The sequence below is a fragment of the Curtobacterium sp. CFBP9011 genome (genome assembly GCF_034045095.1).
Lineage (GTDB): Bacteria > Actinomycetota > Actinomycetes > Actinomycetales > Microbacteriaceae > Curtobacterium.
The window spans coordinates 319,895-339,319 of the sequence record NZ_JAXCWN010000002.1 but is presented as its reverse complement, the minus strand read 5'-3'; the positions used below and the strand labels follow the sequence as shown (position 1 = coordinate 339,319).

Below are 19,425 nucleotides of genomic sequence, written 5' to 3'. Positions count from 1 at the left end.
CAGCACCGCCCAGCAGCACCAGCACCAGCACCAGCACCAGCAGCACCCAGCCGTTCCACCTCGTCACAGGAGACCACCGATGCCCGGACCGCTCGCTCCGCCGGAGCCCACCGACCCGTCGCAGGACGCCCTCGTCCTGCGTGCCGCTGACGCCGCCGAGGTCGTCACCCCGGACGACGCTCCGGGCATGGTGCCGGTGGACGCCGACCGTCAGTCGCAGATCGCGGCCCAGGCTCGGGAGTTCGTCGAAGAGGTCGCGAACCTCGACCCGCGCTCGCCCGCGTTCACCGAGAAGGTGGACGGCATCAACGCCATCGCCGGCTCGGAGATCGCGCGGTCGGGCGGGTTCTCGTCGCGGATGCTCGAGCGGTCGCAGTCGTCCGTCGCCGGCGCCAAGCGCTCCGGTGACGACGCGCAGGTGAAGGTCGCCACGACGCTCGGCGACCTGCGCTCCACGGTCGAGGACCTCACGCCGAACCAGGCCGACCTCAGCACCGGTCGGAAGATCCTCGGCATGATCCCCGGCGGCAACAAGCTGGCGAAGTACTTCCAGCGCTACGAGTCCGCGCAGACCCAGCTCGACAAGATCATCAAGTCGTTGATGGCCGGGCAGGACGAGCTCCGCAAGGACAACGCCACGCTGGCGGACGAGAAGGTCCAGCTGTGGGAGACCATGCAGCAGCTCAGCGAGTACGCGGTCTTCGCCAAGGCGCTCGACGCGGCGACGGTCACGAAGATCGAGAGCCTGCGGAACGGCGGCCGGGTGGACGAGGCGCAGAAGCTCGAGTCCGACGTGCTCTTCCCGGTGCGCCAGCGGCACCAGGACATCCTGACCCAGCTCGCCGTGTCGGTGCAGGGCTACCTGGCGATGGACCTGGTCCGGAAGAACAACACCGAGCTCATCAAGGGTGTCGAGCGTGCCCGGACGACGACGATCGCGGCCCTCCGCACGGCCGTCGTCGTGGCGCAGGCCCTGGCGAACCAGAAGATGGTGCTCGACCAGATCGACGCCGTGAACAGCACCACGAACGCGATGATCCTGCAGACCAGCGAGATGCTGCGCGACCAGACCACGCGGATCCACGAGCAGGCGACGAACTCCGGCGTCAGCGTCGAGACCCTGCAGAAGGCCTTCGACAACGTGTTCCAGACGATGGACGCCATCGACTCCTTCCGCTCGCAGGCGGCGCAGAACATGTCCTCGACCGTCTCGGCGCTCGAGTCCGGCATCCAGCGTGCGAAGCCGTACCTCGAGCGTGCTCGTCAGACCGACGACGACCCCCGATCGGTCACGCGATGACGTCTGCGGTCGACTGCCGTGCGTGATCGCCTGCGCGCGCTGTTCGGCCGCGACGACGACAGTCAGGACCGCCGGGTCCCCGACCCGGACGCCGAGACCCCGGCGTCGGCCGCAGCCGCTGCCGCGGCGCGCATCGACGTCCGCGGCTCCGGTGGTGCGGCCGACGACGCCGCGGCCGCGGCCGGGCTCGACGACCTGCGGACCATCGTCCGGGCGGCCGGAGCCGACCTGCCGACCGTGGTGTCGTCGCGGGTGCGCCACGTCGAGGACCTCCTCCGCGAAGCGGCGGGCACCGTGATCGCACGCGGCGCCTCCACCGAGCAGCGGTACCTCTTCCAGGCCATAGTGAACGACTACCTGCCCACGCCCGTCCGGACCTACCGGTCGCTGCCCGCAGCGGACCGGACCCCGGAGAGCGCCGCCACGGCGACCCTCGCCGGCCAACTCGACGTCGTCGCGGAGACGGTGGAGGACATGCACGAACAGATCAGGAGCGGCGCCATCGCCGAACTCTCCTCGCACGGCCGCTTCCTCCGGGACCGCCTGGGCGACGGTGACGAGGGTCTGCGCCTGCGCGGAGCCGACTCGTGACCGGGCAGCTCGTCCCCGGGGCGAACGCCGCGCTGACCGCCGAGAACCCCGGTCTCACCGCAGTGGTGGTCGGCATCCACTGGGACCAGATCGCCAGCCGCGGGCCCTCGGCCGAACTCGTCCCGATGGCGATCGTCTGCGGTCCGGACGGCCACGTGCTCTCCGACGAGGACCTCGTCTTCTTCAACCAGCTCGAGAGCGCCGACGCGTCGGTCCGGTACCTGGACGAGTCCGACCAGGAGGAGATCGACGTCGACTTCGCATCCATCCCGGACGCCGTCGACAAGATCGTCTTCGCGGTCTACCTGGACCCCGACCCGCGGTCCCCGAAGGACCTCGGCTCCGTCCGCTCGATGTCGGTCCGCGTCTGTGCGCCGGACGGCCGCGAGCTCGTCGCGTTCCCGCTGCCGTCGGAGCGGAACCACCTGATCGACGCGGTGATCCTCGGTGAGCTGTACCGCCACCGCTCGGAGTGGAAGTTCCGTGCCGTGGGCCAGGGCTACACCACGGGTCTGACCGGCCTCCGCGCCGACCACGGCATCGGCCGCGCACGATGACCGCGGGGCACCCGTTCCTCCGCCGTCGCGTCCGTCCGACCCCGCCCGGCCAGGAGGCCCGCCCGACCGCCGCCTCGTCCGGCACCACAGCCTCGTCCGGTCTCTCGATCGACCGCTCCCCGGCCCCCGTTGCGCCGCCCGCGGCATCGGCGCCCGCAGCGTCGGCCCCGGCCGCGTCGGCACCGTCGAGTTCCGGTGGTGGACTGAGCCTGTCCTTCGGCCGCGCGCCGGCACAGCCGGCACAGCCGGCACAGCCAGCACCGCAAGCGCAGCCGACCCAGCAGACGTCACCGCCCCGATCCGCCGCGACGCCCCCGAGCGGGGCAGCCCGCCCAGCCGGTCCCGGGTCCACCGCGTCCACCCAGCCACGTCCCGACCGCATCGCACGTCGGCTGGCGGAACGGGCCTCCCGGATCCGCCCCTTCCCGGCACCCGATCCGCGCGACGTCCGCGTCCTCGGCCCCGAGGACCCGGTGGTCCGCATCGACCGCCGCCGCTCCGCCGTCGGCGCCCTGCGGGTCACGGGCTCGACCAGTGCCGCGTGGGAGTCCGTCGACCACGTGGTCGGCGCGGCGACCGCTGACGGTGCGACCGCCGGGCGCTCCGCGACGACCCGCGGCAACCGGCCCCTGGTCGGCTACGACGGTCCCGACGTCCTGGTGGCCCTGCGGCACGTCCGGCAGCTGCGCCGGGCGCTCGTGATGGGCCGCGCGTCGGACCGGCTCGTCATCGGACTGCACGACGGCACCACCCTGGCGGTCGACGCCGGCGATGCCGACACCACCACGATCCTGGCGCTCTCCGTCATCGACGGCGAACTCGAGCTCCGCGCCGAGCCGTTCCCCAGGGCGACCCACGACGGCGACGTGTTCGCCGCGTTCGGGTTCGTCCTGTCCGCCCCGACCGTCGGAGTCTGATCCGTGCGCCACTTCGCCAACATCGCCGATCAGGAACCCCTGTTCCTCCGACCGCCCGAGGACGTGACGCGGGACAGCCCGCAGGACCTCCGCGCGGTGGCCCTCGGTGCCACCCTGTACACGCCGGGCATCCGACCGGACCTGGTGCGGGACGTCCGCCGCCAGACCGAACTCGGCGCCGGCTCGATCGTGCTGTGCCTGGAGGACTCCGTCGCCGACGACGACCTCCCCACGGCCGAGGCGAACGTCGAGACCGCGCTCCGCACCCTGACCGAGGAACTCGACCCGGCGACGCTGCCGCAGCTGTTCCTCCGTGTCCGGACGCCCGAGCACTTCGCCCGGCTGCTCGACCGCTTCGGCAGCCGCGCCCTCGACGTCCTGGCCGGCATCGTCCTGCCGAAGTTCGAGAACCCGGACGGTGCCGGGGCGCAGTGGTTCGAGGTGCTCGACGCCGCGAACGCAGGCCGTGCCGCCGGCGCCCGGCTGCTCGTGATGCCCATCCTCGAGTCCCCCGCGATCATGCACCGCGAGTCGCGCACCGAGGCCCTCGCCGACGTCCACGACCTGCTGCTGGAACGGCGGGACGACGTCCTGGCGGTCCGGATCGGGGCGACCGACCTGTCGAGCGTCTACGGCCTCCGGCGTCCCTCGCACCTCACCGTGTACGACGTGCAGGTGCTCGCGTCCGTGATCGGCGACGTCGTGAACGTCCTCGGCCGCGCCCGGGACGGCTTCGTCGTCGCCGGGCCGGTGTGGGAGCACTACCCGGACTCCGACCGGGTGTTCCGCACGCAGCTGCGCACCACGCCGTTCCAGGAGGCCGGGGACCTCCAGCTCCGCCGGCAGCTGCTCCTGGAGGGCTTCGACGGGCTGCTCCGCGAGGTCACCCTCGACCGCGCGAACGGCCTCACCGGCAAGACGGTCATCCACCCGCGCCACGTGCCGCTCGTGCACGCGATGTCGGTCGTCAGCGACGAGGAGTTCTCGGACGCCTCCGACGTGCTCGCCAACGCGACGGGTGGGGTCGCCGCCTCCCGGTACGGCAACAAGATGAACGAGATGAAACCGCACCACGCCTGGGCGGAGCGCACGATGCTCCGCGCCCGGGCGTTCGGTGTGGCCACCCCGGACGTGACCTACGTCGACCTGCTCGAGCGGAGCCAGCCGTGACCACGACCACCCCCACCGCAGGCCCGTCGGGGTCCGTCCTGGCGACGCCCGACGAGCTCGGCGTGGTGCTGACGGACGAGCCCGCCGCCGGCGACGGATCAACCTCCCCCGGTGTCCCGCTGGCGTCGCTCGTCCGGCTCGCCCTCCGCCGGAACCCCCGCCGCGCGCACCTGCTCGTGTCGACCGTGCTCGCGAAGCACGTGCCGACCGTGCCCGCGGTCGCGCTCCTCGCCGGCGAAGCGCTGGGCGCCCGGGTCGCGGACGTCCTCGACGGCGGAGCGCGCCTCGACGCCGTGGCCGCCACGCGCCTCCGGGCGGTCCTCGACCTGCAGCAGCAGGCCGACACGGCGACCGAATCGGGCAACGTCTCCGACGCCCTGCACCGGGCTGCCACGACGCTCCGCACCGACCTGGCCGCGGTCCGGCCGACCCTGCCTGACGTGCTCGTCCTCGGGTTCGCCGAGACCGCGACCGCCCTCGGCGCGACCGTCGCCGAGGCCCTCGGCGCCGGGTACCTGCACTCGACCCGTCACGACCCGCCCGGGGCGACGCCGGCCGCTGGCTTCGACGAGGCGCACTCGCACGCGACCGCGCACCGCCTGCTCCCCGCCGAGGACGACTGGCTGCCGGCCGACGGCACGGTCGTCCTGGTCGACGACGAACTGAGCACCGGGGCCACGGCCCGTGCCACGATCCGCGCCCTGCACGCCGTCGCACCGCAGCGGCAGTGGGTCGTCGCCGCCCTCGTCGACCTCCGCTCCGACGAGGACGTCGCCGCGACCGAGGCCCTGTCCACCGAGCTCGGCGCGCCCGTCGCGGTCGTCGCCCTCGGACGCGGTCGCGTCGCGCTGCCCGACGGCCTCACCGACACCGCAGCCGAACTCGTCGCCGCGGTCGCCGCGCCGCTCACCACGGCGCCCGCGGACGCGACGGCTCCCGTGGACGCGATGGCACCGGACCGCGAGCCGACGTCGGACGGGAGGCCCGTGCCGGCCCCGCCCCGTGCCTCCCGTCCCGGGGCGGTCACCGTGGTCGCCGCACCGCCCACTGCCGTCGACCGCACCGGCACGCCGGCCGCGCGTGTCCGCACCCCGCGCACCGACGTCGAGGGCATCGCCGCCGACCTCGCCCGGGTGCTCACCGACGCATCGGGCCGGGTACCGGACCGTGTCCTGGTGCTCGGCACCGAGGAGCACATGGCGACACCGCTCGCGATCGCGGACGCACTCCGCCGCCGGAGCACCGCGGACGTCCGCTCGTCGACGAGCACCCGCTCCCCCGTCGCCGTCTTCGACGACCCGGCGTGGCCGATCCGCTCCGGCATCCGGCACCGCTCCCACGACGTCACGGTGGACGGCCCCGGTGAGCGGTACGCGTACAACGTGCACGGCTTCGATGCGATCGTCGTCGTCCCCGAGCCGGGCACCGAGCGGGCCGCCCTCGAGGGCCCCGACGGCCTGCTCGACGTGCTCGCCGCCGTCACGCCGCGCGTGGTCCTCGTGGACAGTGCGCTCGAACCCGCCGGTGCTCCGGAGTCGGCGCCGCGCCCGCTGACGGGTCCGTGCTTCGGGTCGTACGAGCCGGACGAGGTGACCTGGCTCCTGCAGGACCTGGCCGATGCGGCTCTGGAAGCCGACACCGCCGACCGCGAGCGTGCGATCCAGCTCGAGGGCGCGAACTACGCCGAGTCGCTGCCCGTCGAGTACGTGCCGTCGGAGTCCTACGAGGAGCTGTACCGCGACGCTCTCGGACGCTCGGCGGACCGGATCGCCGAGGCGGTCGGGATCGTCACGGACCTGGTCCTCCGCGACCGGCCGAACGCGGTGCTCGTCTCCCTCGCCCGTGCCGGCACGCCGGTCGGGATCCTGATGCGCCGGTGGGCCGAGCAGCAGCGCGGTGTCCGCCTGCAGCACTACACGGCGAGCATCGTCCGCGGCGTGGGCATCGACGAGACCGCGCTGCGCTGGCTCGCCGCACACCACGACGCGTCCCAGGTCGTCTTCGTCGACGGGTGGACCGGCAAGGGCGCCATCACCCGCGAGCTGACGGACGCACTCGACCGGTTCGCGGCCTCGGACGGGGTGCGCTTCGGCGACGAACTCGCGGTCCTCGCCGACCCGGCCGGCTGCACCCCGTTGCACGGCACCCGTGACGACTACCTGGTAGCGTCGGCCTGCCTCAACTCCACCGTGTCCGGGCTCGTGTCCCGCACGGTGTTCAACCGGGCGTGGACCCCGGAGGGCACGCTGCACGGCGCGAAGCAGTACCGCGAGCTCGGTCCCCGTGACCACTCGCGCTCGTTCGTCGCCACCATCGCCGAGCGGTTCGCCGCCGTCCGCCCCCGGGTCGACGCGGCCCTGGCGGCCGACGCGGGTCCGGAATCACGCGCGGTCGACTGGCGCGGCATGCGGACGGTCGAGGCGATCGGCGCCGAGTACGGCATCACCGACCTGCACCTGGTGAAGCCGGGCGTCGGCGAGACCACCCGTGTGCTGCTGCGCCGTGTCCCGTGGCAGGTGCTGGTCCGGGACCCGGAGGACGTCGACATCGCGCACGTGGTCGCCCTGGCGCGCGAGCGTGGTGTGCCCGTCGTGACCCGACCCGACCTGTCCTACAGCTGCGTCGGGCTCATCCACCCGCTCGGTAGCCGGGTGTCGGACACGGGCACCGACCCGGCCGCGGACACCGGCGACACCGCTGCGACGACCGGCGCGGACGCATGAGCGCCCTCGTCGGGTTCGACCTCGACCGCACCGTCGTCTACTCCGCCGCCGCACTCATGCTCGAGGGTCCGGACGAAGCCGCACCCTCGCTCGTCGTCACCGAGGTGTACCAGGGTCTGCCGCTGTCGTTCATGACCCGTCGTGCGGAGCGTGCCCTGGAGGCCCTGGCCGAGACGTCCGTCGTGGTCCCGGTGACTACCCGCACGGTCGCCCAGTTCCAGCGCATCCGGCTGCCGCTGCCGACGACCGGATGGGCCGTGACGACGAACGGCGCGGTCGTGCTGCACGACGGCGAGCCGGACGAGGCCTGGACCGCCACCCTCCGCGACGAGATGGCGGCGACGTCGGCTCCCCTGCCCGAGGTCGAGCACCGCCTGGCCACCACGCTGCCCGAGGGCTCGGTCCTCCGCACCCGTCGTGCCGAGGACCTCTTCGTCTACGCCATCGTCGAGCGGTCCGAGCTGCCGGACAGTGCCGTCGAGGCCTTCGCCGCCGAGCTCGCCGAGCTCGGCTGGCGGGTGTCCGTGCAGGGCCGGAAGCTCTACGCCGTGCCCGTGCCGATCCGGAAGGAACGAGCCCTTGCGGCCGTCGCCGAGCGGGTCGGTGCCACCCGGACGATCGCCGCCGGGGACTCGCTGCTCGACCGGGAGATGCTGGCCTGGGCGGACGTGGCGATCCGCCCGGCGCACGGCGAGCTGCACGCCGTCGGGTGGACGGCGGCGAACCTCGTCGTCACGCAGGCACAGGGTGTCCTGGCGGGCGAGGAACTCGTGCAGCTCGCCGCCGCTGCCGCCGAGGTGCCGTCCCGGACCTGACCGGAACGCGGACCTGACCGGAACGGCAGGAACACAGAACGGGCGGCCCTCCCGCAGGAGGACCGCCCGTTCGAACTCCCGCAGGAGCAGAGCTGCTTACTTGCTGAAGCCCTTGAAGCGCTGGTTGAACTTCTCGACGCGGCCGGCCGAGTCGAGGATGCGCTGCTTGCCCGTGTAGAACGGGTGCGAAGCGGACGAGATCTCGACGTCGATGACCGGGTAGGTCGCACCGTCGAGCTCGATGGTCTTGTCGCTGTTCGCGGTCGAACGCGTCAGGAACGTCTCACCGGAAGCCAGGTCACGGAAGACGATGGCGCGGTACTCGGGGTGGGTTTCGGTCTTCATGGGGATTCCTCGGTGGATCGCGATGACGGAAGATGGGAAGTCGTGTGGCCTACGCCAGCGGACCACGTTACCAGACCACGGCCCGGATCGGGAGCGTCCGGAGCTGTGTCGCGGTGGATCAGACGGCGCGTGCGGTCCAGCGGCCGGCGTCCTGGGACACCGTGAGCTCGACGCCGAACGCGGTGGAGAGCGTCTCGGCGGTCAGGACGTCCGCGATCGGGCCGGCGGACTGCACGTGGCCGTCGGCGAGGACGAGCGCGTGCGTGAAGCCCGCGGGGATCTCCTCGACGTGGTGGGTGACGATGACGATCGCCGGCGAGTCCGAGCTCTGCGCGTAGCCGCCGAGGGTGCGCACCAGGCTCTCGCGGGCACCGAGGTCGAGCGACGCGGCCGGCTCGTCGAGGAACAGCACCTCGGGGTCGGTCATCACCGCGCGGGCGATCTGGACCCGCTTCTGCTCGCCGTCGCTGAGCTCACCGAAGCTGCGCTCGGTGAAGGCCCCGAGGCCCCACTCCTCGAGCACCCGCTGGGCGCGGCGGACGTCGAGCTCCTCGTACTCCTCGTTCCAGCGGCCGGTGACCGAGTACGCGGCGGTGAGGACGACGTCGATGACCTTCTCGGTCATCGGGATCCGACGGGCTAGGGCGGTCGACGCGAAGCCGATCCGGGGACGGAGCTCGAACAGGTCGGCACCGCCGAGTTCGGTCCCGAGGACCTCGACGTCACCGGACGTCGGGAACGTCTGCGCGCCCGCGACCTGCAGCAGCGTGGTCTTGCCGGCACCGTTCGCGCCGAGCACCACCCAGCGCTCGTCGTCCTGCACCTCCCACGAGATCCCGTCGAGGATGGTGGACCCGTCACGGACCACGGAGACGTCTGACAAGCGCACGACCGAGGGCATGTCGCCAGCCTACGCGAGCGCGGTCCGCTCCCCCGTCAGCGCCGCGCGTGCGGTGGACGACGGGTGACGGACGGGAGGCCCGGTGCCGGTCTCGGGGACCGGCACCGGGCCTCCAGGCCGTCGGCTCGTGCGACGCGGTCAGCGACCGGCGAGCACCTCGTCGTAGACCGCGCGGGTCTTCGTGGCGATGGCACCCCAGGTGAACTCGCTCTCGACGCGCAGACGACCGGCGCGCCCCATGAGCTTGGCGAGCCCGAGGTCGGCGAGCACCTCGTTGAGGGTCGCGGCGAGGTCGGCGACGTAGCGGTCGGGATCGGTCGGCGTACCGGTGCCGTCGGTCGCCTGGTCGATCGGCACGATGCGGCCGGTCAGGCCGTCGGCGACGACCTCGGGGATGCCGCCGGTCTTCGTACCGACGACGGGGATGCCGCAGGCCATGGCCTCGAGGTTCACGATGCCGAGCGGCTCGTAGATCGACGGGCAGACGAACACGGTCGCGCTCGAGAGGACGTTGACGATCTCGCGGTGCTCGAGCATCCGGTCGATCCAGACGACGCCGTTGCGGCGGGTCCGCAGGTCCTCGACCAGTCCGGTGACCTCGGCGAGGATCTCGGGTGTGTCGGGGGCGCCGGCGCACAGCACGACCTGGACGTCCTCGGGCAGGGACGCCACCGCGCGGAGCAGGTAGGGCAGCCCCTTCTGGCGGGTGATGCGACCGACGAAGACCACGCTGGGGCGGTCCGGGTCGATGCCCAGGGCGCGGACGGCGTCGTCGTCGCGCTCGGGCTTCCAGTCGTCGATGTCGATTCCGTTGTAGACGACCTTCACGCGGGACGGGTCGATCGACGGGTAGGAGCGAAGGATGTCCGCGCGCATCGCCTTCGACACCGCGACGACGCCGTCGGCGTTGGTGAACGCCTCGCGCTCCATCCAGCTGGACAGCCGGTACCCGCCGCCGAGCTGCTCGGCCTTCCAGGGGCGGAGCGGCTCGAGGCTGTGGGCGGTGACGACGTGCGGGATGCCGTGGGTGAGCTGCGCCAGACGCCCGGCGGAGTTCGCGTACCAGGTGTGCGAGTGCACGAGGTCGGCACCCGCGACGTCGGCCGCGATCTGCACGTCGGTGCCGAGGGCCTGCAGCGCACCGTTCGCCTGCTCGAGGCCCGCGGGCGTGCGGTAGGCCCAGACACCCTGTTCGTCGCGGAAGCCACCGAAGGCCCGGACACGGACGTCGGTGTCCGTCCCGGACCGCAGCGCCGCGGTCAGCTGGGCAACGTGGACACCGGCTCCGCCGTAGACCTCCGGCGGATACTCCCTGGTCAGTAGATCGACTCGCACGCGTTCAAACTAACGGGTTCCCAGTGCTGACGCCTACTGTGAGCGACATGGCAACGAAGAAGGTGTTCGGCATCGTGCTCGCTGGCGGCGAGGGCAAACGGCTCATGCCCCTCACGGCGGACCGTGCGAAGCCCGCTGTGCCGTTCGGTGGGAACTTCCGCCTCGTGGACTTCGCGCTGTCGAACCTGGTCAACTCCGGGCTGCAGCGCATCGTCGTCCTGACGCAGTACAAGTCGCACTCACTGGACCGGCACGTCTCCCTGACCTGGCGCATGGAGGGGCTGCTCGGCTCCTACGTGGCCTCCGTCCCCGCTCAGCAGCGGCTCGGCAAGCGCTGGTTCGCCGGCTCGGCCGACGCGATCCTGCAGTCCCTGAACCTGATGCGTGACGAGCGGCCCGACATCGTCGTCGTGGTCGGTGCGGACCACGTGTACCGGATGGACTTCTCGCAGATGGTGGAGGCGCACATCGCCTCGGGCCGCAGCGCCACCGTCGCGGCCATCCGCCAGCCGATCGAGCTCGCGGACCAGTTCGGCGTCATCAAGGTCGACGATGCGGACCCCACCCGGATCGAGGCGTTCCTCGAGAAGCCGAAGGACGCCACCGGCCTGCCGGACTCCCCGCACGAGGTCCTGGCGTCGATGGGCAACTACGTCTTCGACGCCGACGCCCTGGTGGACGCGGTCCTCCGCGACGGCCAGATCGAGTCGTCGGACCACGACATGGGCGGCGACATCATCCCGGACTTCGTCGCACGCGGCGACGCCGGCGTCTACGACCTGCAGCGCAACGAGGTCCCCGGCTCGAACGACCGCGACAAGTACTACTGGCGCGACGTGGGCACGATCGACTCGTTCTTCGACGCCCACATGGACCTCATCGCCCCGGTGCCGGTCTTCAACCTGTACAACCAGGACTGGCCGATCTTCAACCAGCAGACGAACCTGCCGCCGGCGAAGTTCGTGCGCGACGCCAACGGCAACACCGGCGCCACCGTGGACTCCATCGTGTCGCTCGGCTGCCTGCTCTCCGGAGCCCAGGTCGAGCGCAGCGTCATCGGTCCTTGGGCGACGATCGACTCGCAGGCGAAGGTGCTCGACTCGATCGTCTTCGAGCGCGCGACCATCGGTGCCGGCGCGATCGTGAACCGGGCGATCCTGGACAAGGACGTCGTCCTCGCACCGGGCGCCCACGTCGGCGTCGACCGCGAGGCTGACGAGGCCCGCGGGTTCACCGTCACCGACTCCGGCATCACGGTGGTCGGCAAGGGCGTCCGCGTCGACGCCTGACCCGGTCCGCTCCCGCGTCGTGACCTGACGACGTCACGGGGCACCCGACCCCGCTACCGTGGTCGGGTGCCCCGTTTCCTCGTCGTCCTCGATGCCGATTCGACCCTGCTCGAGGACGAGGTCATCGAGCTCCTCGCCGACGCGGCGGGGACCCGGCCACAGGTCCAGGCGGTGACGGAGCGCGCCATGCGCGGCGAGATCGACTTCGCCGAGAGCCTCCGGGAGCGGGTCGCGACGTTGGCGGGCCTCCCGGTCGACACGTTCGCCCGCGCGCAGCAGGCCGTCCGCGTCACCCGTGGTGCCGACGAGCTGGTGCGCGGGGTGCACGCCGGCGGCGGGACGGTCGCCGTCGTGTCGGGTGGCTTCCACGAGGTGCTCGACCCCTTCGCCGCCGGGCTCGGACTCGACCACTGCCGGGCGAACCGGCTGGAGACGCAGGACGGCGTGCTCACCGGGCGTGTCGCGGGTGCGGTCGTCGACGCGCAGGCGAAAGCGGACGCGCTCCGGTCCTGGGCGTCTGCGGATGGCGTGCCGCTCGCCCGCACGGTGGCCGTGGGTGACGGTGCCAATGACCTGGCGATGATGGCGGTCGCGGGGCTCGCCGTCGCGTTCGACGCGAAGCCGCGGGTGCGGGCGGAGGCGGACGTCGCCGTCGTCGACCGTGACCTGTCCGTCGTCCTCGCCACCCTCGGCCTGCGCGGCTGACGCGCCGCAGGCCGGCTGCGCCGCGCGCGCCGCGCGCGACGGGCAGCGCCGCGCGCGTCTGGCAGCGGCGTGGCCGAGCCTCGGCCCCGCGGACAGTTCGCGCCTCTGAACCGCCGCGAAGTGTCCGCCCAGCCGAGGCTCGGCCCGCGCTCCGTCCGTCAGTGGCCCATGCCCAGGCCGCCATCGACCGGGATGACCGCGCCGGAGATGTAGCCCGCGCCGTCGCCCGCCAGGAAGAGCGTGGCGTCCGCGACGTCGTCCACGCTGCCGTAGCGCGCCGCCGGGATCGCCTTCTTGAACTCGGCCTGCAGCTCGTCCGACAGGGCAGCGGTCATGTCGGTCTGGATGAACCCCGGCGCGACGACGTTGGCCGTGATGCCGCGGGAGCCGAGCTCGCGCGTGATGGACCGGGCCATGCCGACCAGCGCGGCCTTGGACGAGGCGTAGTTGACCTGCCCGATCTGCCCGTACGCCCCGACGACGCTCGACATCAGGACGATGCGGCCGAACTTCGCCTTCATCATCCCCTTCGTCGCGCGCTTGACCACGCGGAAGGTGCCGGTCAGGTTCGTGTCGACGACGCTCGTGAAGTCCTCTTCCGACATCCGGAGCAGCAGCTGGTCGTTCGTGATGCCGGCGTTCGCGACCAGGACCTCGATCGGCCCGAGCGCTGCCTCGACCTCGGTGAAGGCGCGGTCGACCGACGCGGTGTCGGTGATGTCGGCCTGCACGGTGAGCGCACCCTCGGGGCCGCCCTGCCCGCTCCGCGAGGTGACGGCGACCCGGTGTCCGGCGGCGACGAAGCGGGCTGCCAGCGCGTGGCCGATGCCGCGGTTGCCGCCGGTGATGAGGACGGTACGGGGGGTGGTCATGGTCGCTCCGTTCGCTGGTGGTCGCTGGCCTGCCGGCGCCTCGCGGCTCCGGACACAGCGCCAGCGAGCCTACCGGTGCACTCCGCGACGGCCGGTCTCCGCACGACCGTCCGGATGTCGTCCCCCGGGCGTAAACTGGAGGCCGGCAGACGGAGACCCCACCGCATGAACCGCAAGAACCCGCAGGACCCGAGCGGCCCGCGCATCCAGCTCCAGCGATCGGTGCCGGAACACGTGACCGCAGAGCCGATGTCGTCGCAGAACATCACGACGCTCCCGGACAACCCGGAGATCGACCGCGCCCACCGGCTGTCACGCTACGTGTGGCAGATGGCCTTCCGCGTCGTCTGCTTCGTCGGGGCCGTGCTGATCTGGAGCGCCTGGCACTCCTGGATCGCCGTGCTGCCGATCGTCGCAGCCGCCGTCGTCCCCTGGGTCGCGGTCGTGCTGGCGAACGCCGGCAACCGCACCGGCGGCGACGTCGTCCGACCGGGTGGTGCGGTCGAGCTGTACGACGCGGTCGACCCGCGCCTCCGCGACGAGCAGGAAGACGCACGCGCCCAGGCTTACCGGGCCGAGCAGGAGCGCCTGCGCGACCAGGCCCAGCGTGCGCAGGAGGACTGGCAGCGCAACGGTGACCGGTCGCGCGTCTGGACCGCACGGAACGGCGGCCGCCGCTGATGGGAGCGACCTTCGACCTGTTCACCGAACCCGGCGCGACGCCGGTGTGTTCGCGGGCCGGTTGTTCGTCGACGGCTGCGTGGCGGGTGAACTGGCGGAACCCGCGGATCCACGCCGAGGACCGCGTGAAGATCTGGGCAGCCTGCGACGACCACTGCGACTTCCTCGCCGACTACCTGCGGTCGCGCTCGTTCCCGGTCCGCGTGACCGGCATCGACGACGACGTGGAGCACCTCGACGACACCACCGCGCGCGTCGCGGGTGACGGGCGATGACCGAGGGGTTCGACCCCGGTTCCCGGTACGGCCGGCGCCACGCGGCACGGATCCGCCAGGCGCAGGACGGTGCACCGACGTCGGCTGACGGCGCGACCACGTCCGTACGAGGCGGCACCGCCGAGCCCTTCGTCGGCTGGCACTTCGTCCGCAGCCGTCGCTGGCTCGGCTACTTCGCCATCGCCGTCGCGTTCGCGATCATCTGCACGCTGTTCGGCATGTGGCAGTGGGACCGCCGGAACGAAGCCGTCCGCCAGAACGACCAGATCGCGGCGAACTACGACCACGCCCCGGTCCCGGTCGACCAGGTGCTCCCCCGCGCCGGCACCTGGAGCAACGACCTGACCTGGCTGCGTGCGAGCGTCACCGGCCGGTACGACACCGACCACCAACTGCTCGTCCGCAACCGCGTCCACAACGGGCAGCCCGGCTTCGAGGTCCTCGTCCCCCTGGTCACCGACGACGGGCGCGCCTTCGTCGTCGACCGCGGCTGGGTCCCCACGGGCAACAAGCAGGACGCCCCGGACAGCATCCCGGCGCCGCCGACCGGCACCGTCACCGTCGTCGTGCGTCTGCAGCAGTCCGAGCCCCGCATACCCGGCCGCACCGACCCGGCGAACACCGACCAGGTGCAGTCCGTCACGCTGCCGGACGTCGCGGACAAGGCCGGCCACCCGATCTGGACCGGTGCGTACGGCCAACTCGACAGCGAGACACCGGCACCGTCGGAGCGTGCGCCCCTCGGCTGGGACCGCCCCAGTGCGGACACCGGCCTGCACCTCAGCTACTTCATCCAGTGGTTCCTGTTCGCCGTCGGGGGCTTCGGGTTCCTGGCCTACGTGATGGTGCAGGAGTACCGGAACCTCAACCAGGACGACCCGGAGGAGCGCGAGCGCGCCCTCGACCGGCAGCGCCGCAAGGACGCGAAGCCGAAGTCGGACGCCGAGATCGAGGACGAGCTGCTCACGTCCCGTCGCTGACGGACCGACAGCACGCACAGACGGAACGGGAGGCTCGTGGCGGTGTCGCCACGGGCCTCCCGTTCAGTCTGTCGTGCCGGTCCGCGTCAGGCGAGCTCGATGAGCTCCGCGTAGTCCTTGTTCCAGTGGTCCTCGGTACCGTCCGGGAGCAGCAGCACGCGCTCGGGGTTCAGTGCCTCGACCGCACCCGCGTCGTGGGACACGAGGACGACGGCGCCCTCGAAGCCGGCCAAGGCGTTGAGGATCTCTTCGCGCGACGCCGGGTCCAGGTTGTTCGTGGGCTCGTCCAGCAGTAGCACGTTCGCTCCCGAGACGACGATCATCGCGAGCGACAGACGCGTCTTCTCACCGCCGGAGAGCACGCCGGCCTTCTTGTAGCCGTCGTCACCGGTGAACAGGAACGAGCCGAGCACGCGACGGGCCTCGGTCTCGTTGAGGTCGGTCGACGCCGAGACCATGTTCTCGATCACCGTGCGGTTGACGTCGATGTTCTCGTGCTCCTGCGCGTAGTACCCGATGCGCAGGCCGTGGCCGGGCTGGACCTCACCGGTGTCCGGCGCGTCGGCACCCGCCAGGATGCGGAGCAACGTCGTCTTGCCGGCACCGTTGAACCCCAGGATGACGACACGGGAGCCCCGGTCGATCGCCAGGTCGACGCCCGCGAAGATCTCGAGCGAGCCGTAGGACTTCGACAGCCCCTCGGCCATCAGCGGCGTCCGACCACACGGAGCCGGCGTGGGGAACCGGATCTTCGCGACGCGGTCGGCGACGCGCTCGTCCTCGAGGCCCGCGAGCAGCTTGTCGGCACGGGCGACCATCTGGTGCGCCGCAGCGGCCTTCGACGCCTTCGCACCGAAGCGAGCAGCCTGGTCCTTCAGCGTCGCGGCCTTCTTCTCGGCACCGGCGCGCTCCTTGCGACGACGCTCCTCGTCGGCGACGCGCTGCCGCTGGTAGAGCTTCCAGCCCATGTTGTAGATGTCGATGGTCTGTCGGTTCGCGTCGAGGTAGAAGACGCGGTTCACGACCTCGTCCACCAGCTCCACGTCGTGGGAGATGACGATCACACCACCCGCGTAGGTCTTGAGGTGCTCGCGCAGCCACACGACCGAGTCGGCGTCGAGGTGGTTCGTCGGCTCGTCGAGGATCATCGTGTCCGCGTCGGAGAACAGGATGCGCGCGAGCTCGATACGACGACGCTGACCACCGGAGAGCGTCTTGAGCTGCTGGTCGAGGATGCGGTCCGGCAGCTTGAGGTTCGACGCGATCGACGCCGCCTCGGCCTCGGCCGCGTAGCCACCCAGCGCATTGAACTCGTCGTCCAGACGGGAGTACCGCTTCATCGCCTTCTCGGCGACGGCCGGGTCCGTGCTGGCCATGTCGAGCGTGGCTTTGCGGATGCCGTCGACGAGCTCACCGAGGCCACGGGCGTCGAGGATGCGCTTGCGGGCGGTGTCCTCGGGGTTCCCGGACCGCGGGTCCTGCGGCAGGTAGCCGATCTCACCGGACCGCTGGATCGTGCCGTCGGTCGGGGCGGCCTCACCCGCCAGGGCCTTGGTCATGGTGGTCTTCCCCGCGCCGTTCCGGCCGACGAGGCCGATCTTGTCACCCCGCTCGACGCGGAAGGACACGTTCTCCATCAGGAGGCGAGCCCCGACGCGGATCTCGAGTTCGTGCACGGCAAGCACAGTGGACGTCCAATCAGTTGGTGGGTTTGCACAACGGTGTGTGCGGGAGGTGCACCGCTACGCTGACGGGAACCGATGGTCCAGAACAGGACCAGCAGTCCATTCTAGGAGAATCCATGACGAACGCCACCGGGTTCGCTCCCCGCGCAGTCCTCGCCGACCGTCTGCGCACGCACGGCCTGGCCACCGACGCCGCCCTGATCGCCGGTGGTGCGCTGTTCACCGCCGCGCTGGCGCAGGTCGAGGTGCCGATGTGGCCGGTCCCCGTGACCGGTCAGACGCTGGCCGTCGTCCTCGTCGGTGCGACGCTCGGTGCACGCCGCGGTGTCCTCTCGATGCTCGTCTACGCGATCGTCGGGCTCGCCGGCGCGCCGTTCTTCGCCGACGCCCAGGGCGGCCTGCACGCGCTGACCCTGCCGAGCTTCGGGTACGTCATCGGCTTCATCCCCGCCGCCGGCCTCATCGGCTGGCTCGCCCGCCGCAACTGGGACCGCAAGGTCGGGCGGGCCGCGGTCGCGATGCTGCTCGCGAGTGCGATCCCCTTCGTCACCGGCCTGCCGTACCTCGCGGTCGCCCTCGGTGCGCTCGGCGCCCCGAACGACCTGCAGTCCGTCCTGGCGGCGGGTCTCTACCCGTTCGTCATCGGCGGCATCGCCAAGGCCCTCATCGCCGCGGGCGTGCTGCCCCTGGCCTGGAAGGCGCTCGGCCGCCGCTGAGCGCGCTCCGCACCTGATGGCGGACGGGAGGCCCGGTACCAGCTGGTACCGGGCCTCCCGTCCTTTCTGGGGACGCGACGCGGGGTCGGGAGCCGTCCCGACGCCCGCGAGCGGCCACGACACTCCGCCTGTCGTCCGGCGAGCGGCCACGACACCCCGCCTGTCGTCCGGCGAGTGGCCACGATTCTTCGGTCCGGAGGGCCGAGAACGACGTTTCCTGACCGCTCGGCGGAGTCGACCGGCGCGTCGGAGGACGGGTCCCTCGGGTGTCAGACACCCAGGTGTCAGACACCCCGTTCGTCAACGCCGAGCGGTCACAGGTCGTCGGTCCGCGGGCGCGAGAACGACGTTCGGTGACCGTTCGGCGAGGTGCGCGGGGCGGGCGGACACGACGACGGACGGGAGGCCCGGTACCAGCTGGTACCGGGCCTCCCGTCCGTTCTGTGGTCGCGGAGCTAGATCGAGAAGCCGAGCGCGCGCATCATCTCGCGGCCGTCGTCGGTGATCCGTTCCGGACCCCACGGCGGCATCCAGACCCAGTTGATGCGGAACGCGTCGACGATGCCGTCCAGCGCGTTCGCGGTGTCGTTCTCGATGACGTCCGTCAGCGGGCACCCGGCACTCGTCAGCGTCATGCTGATGATGAGCGCCGTGGCTTCGTCGTCCCAGGCAAGGTCGTAGATCAGGCCGAGGTCGACGATGTTGACGCCGAGCTCCGGGTCCTGGACCTCTTTCAGCCCCTCGACGACCTCGTCGAACTTCTCGGGTGCGAGTGTGGTGATCATCGTCACTCCGCCGGTGCGACGGCTGCGGCCTGCACGTAGCGGTCGTAGCCCTCGTTCTCGAGACGCTCGGCCAGCTCCGGGCCACCCTGCTCGGCGATCTTGCCCGCGACGAACACGTGGACGAAGTCCGGCGTGATGTAGCGGAGGATGCGCGTGTAGTGGGTGATGAGCAGCACACCGAGGCCGGTCGCAGCCTTGGCACGGTTGACGCCCTCGGACACGATCTTCAGCGCGTCGACGTCGAGGCCGGAGTCGGTCTCGTCGAGGACGGCGAACTTCGGCTTGAGGAGCTCGAGCTGCATGATCTCGTGGCGCTTCTTCTCGCCGCCGGAGAAGCCCTCGTTGACGTTGCGCTCGGCGAAGGCCGGGTCCATCTTGAGGTCGGCCATCGAGGTGCGCAGGTCCTTGATCCAGCCGCGCAGGGCCGGGGCCTCACCGTCGATGGCGGTCTTCGCAGTGCGGAGGAAGTTCGACACCGTCACGCCGGGGATCTCGACCGGGTACTGCATGGCGAGGAACATGCCGGCACGGGCGCGCTCGTCGACGCTCATCGCCAGGACGTCCTGGCCGTCGAGGGTGATCGAACCACCGGTGACGTGGTAGCGCGGGTGCCCGGCGATCGTGTAGGCCAGGGTCGACTTGCCGGAGCCGTTCGGGCCCATGATCGCGTGGATCTCGCCCTCGTTGATCGTCAGGTCGACGCCCTTGAGGATCTCCTTGACACCCTGGTCGGTGTCGATGGCGACCTGCAGGTCACGGATTTCGAGAGTGGACATTGCGTTC

The 19,425-nt window shown here is 71.6% G+C and carries 20 protein-coding genes; 13 read left to right on the top strand and 7 right to left on the bottom strand.

The window, feature by feature from the left end; translation table 11 throughout:
* Positions 1-79 precede the first annotated feature (79 nt).
* From SOM35_RS05795 to SOM35_RS05765, 7 genes are all read left to right on the top strand, one after another.
* Positions 80-1,300, top strand: a complete 1,221-nt coding sequence (locus SOM35_RS05795; RefSeq protein ID WP_111073512.1) for a toxic anion resistance protein — start codon at positions 80-82, stop codon at positions 1,298-1,300.
* Positions 1,301-1,318: 18 nt separating this feature from the next.
* Positions 1,319-1,891 (top strand): hypothetical protein, encoded by a 573-nt coding sequence (locus tag SOM35_RS05790; protein ID WP_320514693.1) that lies wholly within the window; start codon positions 1,319-1,321, stop codon positions 1,889-1,891.
* Positions 1,888-2,448 (top strand): TerD family protein, encoded by a 561-nt coding sequence (locus tag SOM35_RS05785; RefSeq protein WP_111073514.1) that lies wholly within the window; start codon positions 1,888-1,890, stop codon positions 2,446-2,448. The genes SOM35_RS05790 and SOM35_RS05785 overlap by 4 nt, the downstream gene beginning before the upstream one ends.
* 473 nt (positions 2,449-2,921) lie before the next feature.
* Complete coding sequence (locus SOM35_RS05780) at positions 2,922-3,365, top strand: hypothetical protein (RefSeq protein ID WP_320514692.1); 444 nt, start codon at positions 2,922-2,924, stop codon at positions 3,363-3,365.
* Positions 3,366-3,368: 3 nt separating this feature from the next.
* On the top strand, positions 3,369-4,535 hold the full coding sequence (locus SOM35_RS05775; RefSeq protein ID WP_221849507.1) for an HpcH/HpaI aldolase/citrate lyase family protein: 1,167 nt from the start codon (positions 3,369-3,371) through the stop codon (positions 4,533-4,535).
* A complete protein-coding gene (locus tag SOM35_RS05770) occupies positions 4,532-7,258 on the top strand; it encodes a phosphoribosyltransferase domain-containing protein (protein ID WP_320514691.1) in 2,727 nt (908 codons plus the stop codon). Before SOM35_RS05775 ends, SOM35_RS05770 begins: the two co-directional genes overlap by 4 nt.
* Positions 7,255-8,073 carry an HAD family hydrolase gene (locus SOM35_RS05765; RefSeq protein WP_320514690.1) on the top strand — a complete coding sequence of 273 codons (819 nt, stop codon included), beginning with the start codon at positions 7,255-7,257 and terminating at the stop codon, positions 8,071-8,073. The genes SOM35_RS05770 and SOM35_RS05765 overlap by 4 nt, the downstream gene beginning before the upstream one ends.
* A gap of 96 nt (positions 8,074-8,169) precedes the next feature.
* On the opposite strand, the gene SOM35_RS05760 is transcribed toward SOM35_RS05765, so the two are convergent.
* The 3 genes from SOM35_RS05760 to glgA form a co-directional block, all read right to left on the bottom strand.
* The gene (locus tag SOM35_RS05760) at positions 8,170-8,418 is read right to left on the bottom strand and encodes a type B 50S ribosomal protein L31 (RefSeq protein WP_071275272.1); all 249 of its coding nucleotides are present in this window, start codon (positions 8,416-8,418) and stop codon (positions 8,170-8,172) included.
* A 118-nt stretch (positions 8,419-8,536) separates the two neighbouring features.
* Positions 8,537-9,319, bottom strand: coding sequence for an ABC transporter ATP-binding protein (locus tag SOM35_RS05755; protein WP_320514689.1), 783 nt, complete (start codon positions 9,317-9,319; stop codon positions 8,537-8,539).
* Positions 9,320-9,457: 138 nt separating this feature from the next.
* Positions 9,458-10,654 (bottom strand): glycogen synthase, encoded by a 1,197-nt coding sequence (glgA, locus tag SOM35_RS05750; protein ID WP_290156474.1) that lies wholly within the window; start codon positions 10,652-10,654, stop codon positions 9,458-9,460.
* Positions 10,655-10,701: 47 nt separating this feature from the next.
* Here glgA and glgC point away from each other — a divergent pair, with 47 nt between their 5' ends.
* Positions 10,702-11,943, top strand: a complete 1,242-nt coding sequence (gene glgC, locus SOM35_RS05745) for a glucose-1-phosphate adenylyltransferase (protein WP_111073521.1) — start codon at positions 10,702-10,704, stop codon at positions 11,941-11,943.
* Between the two features lie 66 nt (positions 11,944-12,009).
* Positions 12,010-12,648 (top strand): phosphoserine phosphatase SerB, encoded by a 639-nt coding sequence (serB, locus tag SOM35_RS05740; RefSeq protein ID WP_320514688.1) that lies wholly within the window; start codon positions 12,010-12,012, stop codon positions 12,646-12,648.
* Between the two features lie 158 nt (positions 12,649-12,806).
* Here serB and fabG read toward each other — a convergent pair whose 3' ends face one another.
* Positions 12,807-13,520: a 3-oxoacyl-ACP reductase FabG gene (fabG, locus tag SOM35_RS05735; protein WP_253463190.1), complete on the bottom strand. Its 714-nt coding sequence runs from the start codon at positions 13,518-13,520 to the stop codon at positions 12,807-12,809.
* A 165-nt stretch (positions 13,521-13,685) separates the two neighbouring features.
* Between fabG and SOM35_RS05730 the strand changes: the two genes are divergently transcribed.
* From SOM35_RS05730 to SOM35_RS05720, 3 genes are read left to right on the top strand one after another with little or no spacing between them, the layout of a single operon-like run.
* Positions 13,686-14,201, top strand: coding sequence for a DUF3099 domain-containing protein (locus tag SOM35_RS05730; RefSeq protein ID WP_221849501.1), 516 nt, complete (start codon positions 13,686-13,688; stop codon positions 14,199-14,201).
* Positions 14,201-14,476 carry a hypothetical protein gene (locus SOM35_RS05725; RefSeq protein WP_111073524.1) on the top strand — a complete coding sequence of 92 codons (276 nt, stop codon included), beginning with the start codon at positions 14,201-14,203 and terminating at the stop codon, positions 14,474-14,476. Before SOM35_RS05730 ends, SOM35_RS05725 begins: the two co-directional genes overlap by 1 nt.
* Entirely contained in the window at positions 14,473-15,456 is a 984-nt protein-coding gene (locus SOM35_RS05720) for an SURF1 family cytochrome oxidase biogenesis protein (protein WP_320514687.1), read from the top strand. Before SOM35_RS05725 ends, SOM35_RS05720 begins: the two co-directional genes overlap by 4 nt.
* A gap of 86 nt (positions 15,457-15,542) precedes the next feature.
* Here SOM35_RS05720 and SOM35_RS05715 read toward each other — a convergent pair whose 3' ends face one another.
* A complete protein-coding gene (locus SOM35_RS05715) occupies positions 15,543-17,141 on the bottom strand; it encodes an ABC-F family ATP-binding cassette domain-containing protein (protein ID WP_111073526.1) in 1,599 nt (532 codons plus the stop codon).
* 116 nt (positions 17,142-17,257) lie between these two features.
* Between SOM35_RS05715 and SOM35_RS05710 the strand changes: the two genes are divergently transcribed.
* Complete coding sequence (locus SOM35_RS05710; RefSeq protein ID WP_204607775.1) at positions 17,258-17,857, top strand: biotin transporter BioY; 600 nt, start codon at positions 17,258-17,260, stop codon at positions 17,855-17,857.
* A 455-nt stretch (positions 17,858-18,312) separates the two neighbouring features.
* Here SOM35_RS05710 and SOM35_RS05705 read toward each other — a convergent pair whose 3' ends face one another.
* Entirely contained in the window at positions 18,313-18,642 is a 330-nt protein-coding gene (locus SOM35_RS05705; RefSeq protein ID WP_111073528.1) for a metal-sulfur cluster assembly factor, read from the bottom strand.
* A gap of 2 nt (positions 18,643-18,644) precedes the next feature.
* Positions 18,645-19,418 carry a Fe-S cluster assembly ATPase SufC gene (gene sufC, locus SOM35_RS05700; protein WP_111073529.1) on the bottom strand — a complete coding sequence of 258 codons (774 nt, stop codon included), beginning with the start codon at positions 19,416-19,418 and terminating at the stop codon, positions 18,645-18,647.
* Positions 19,419-19,425 lie beyond the last annotated feature (7 nt).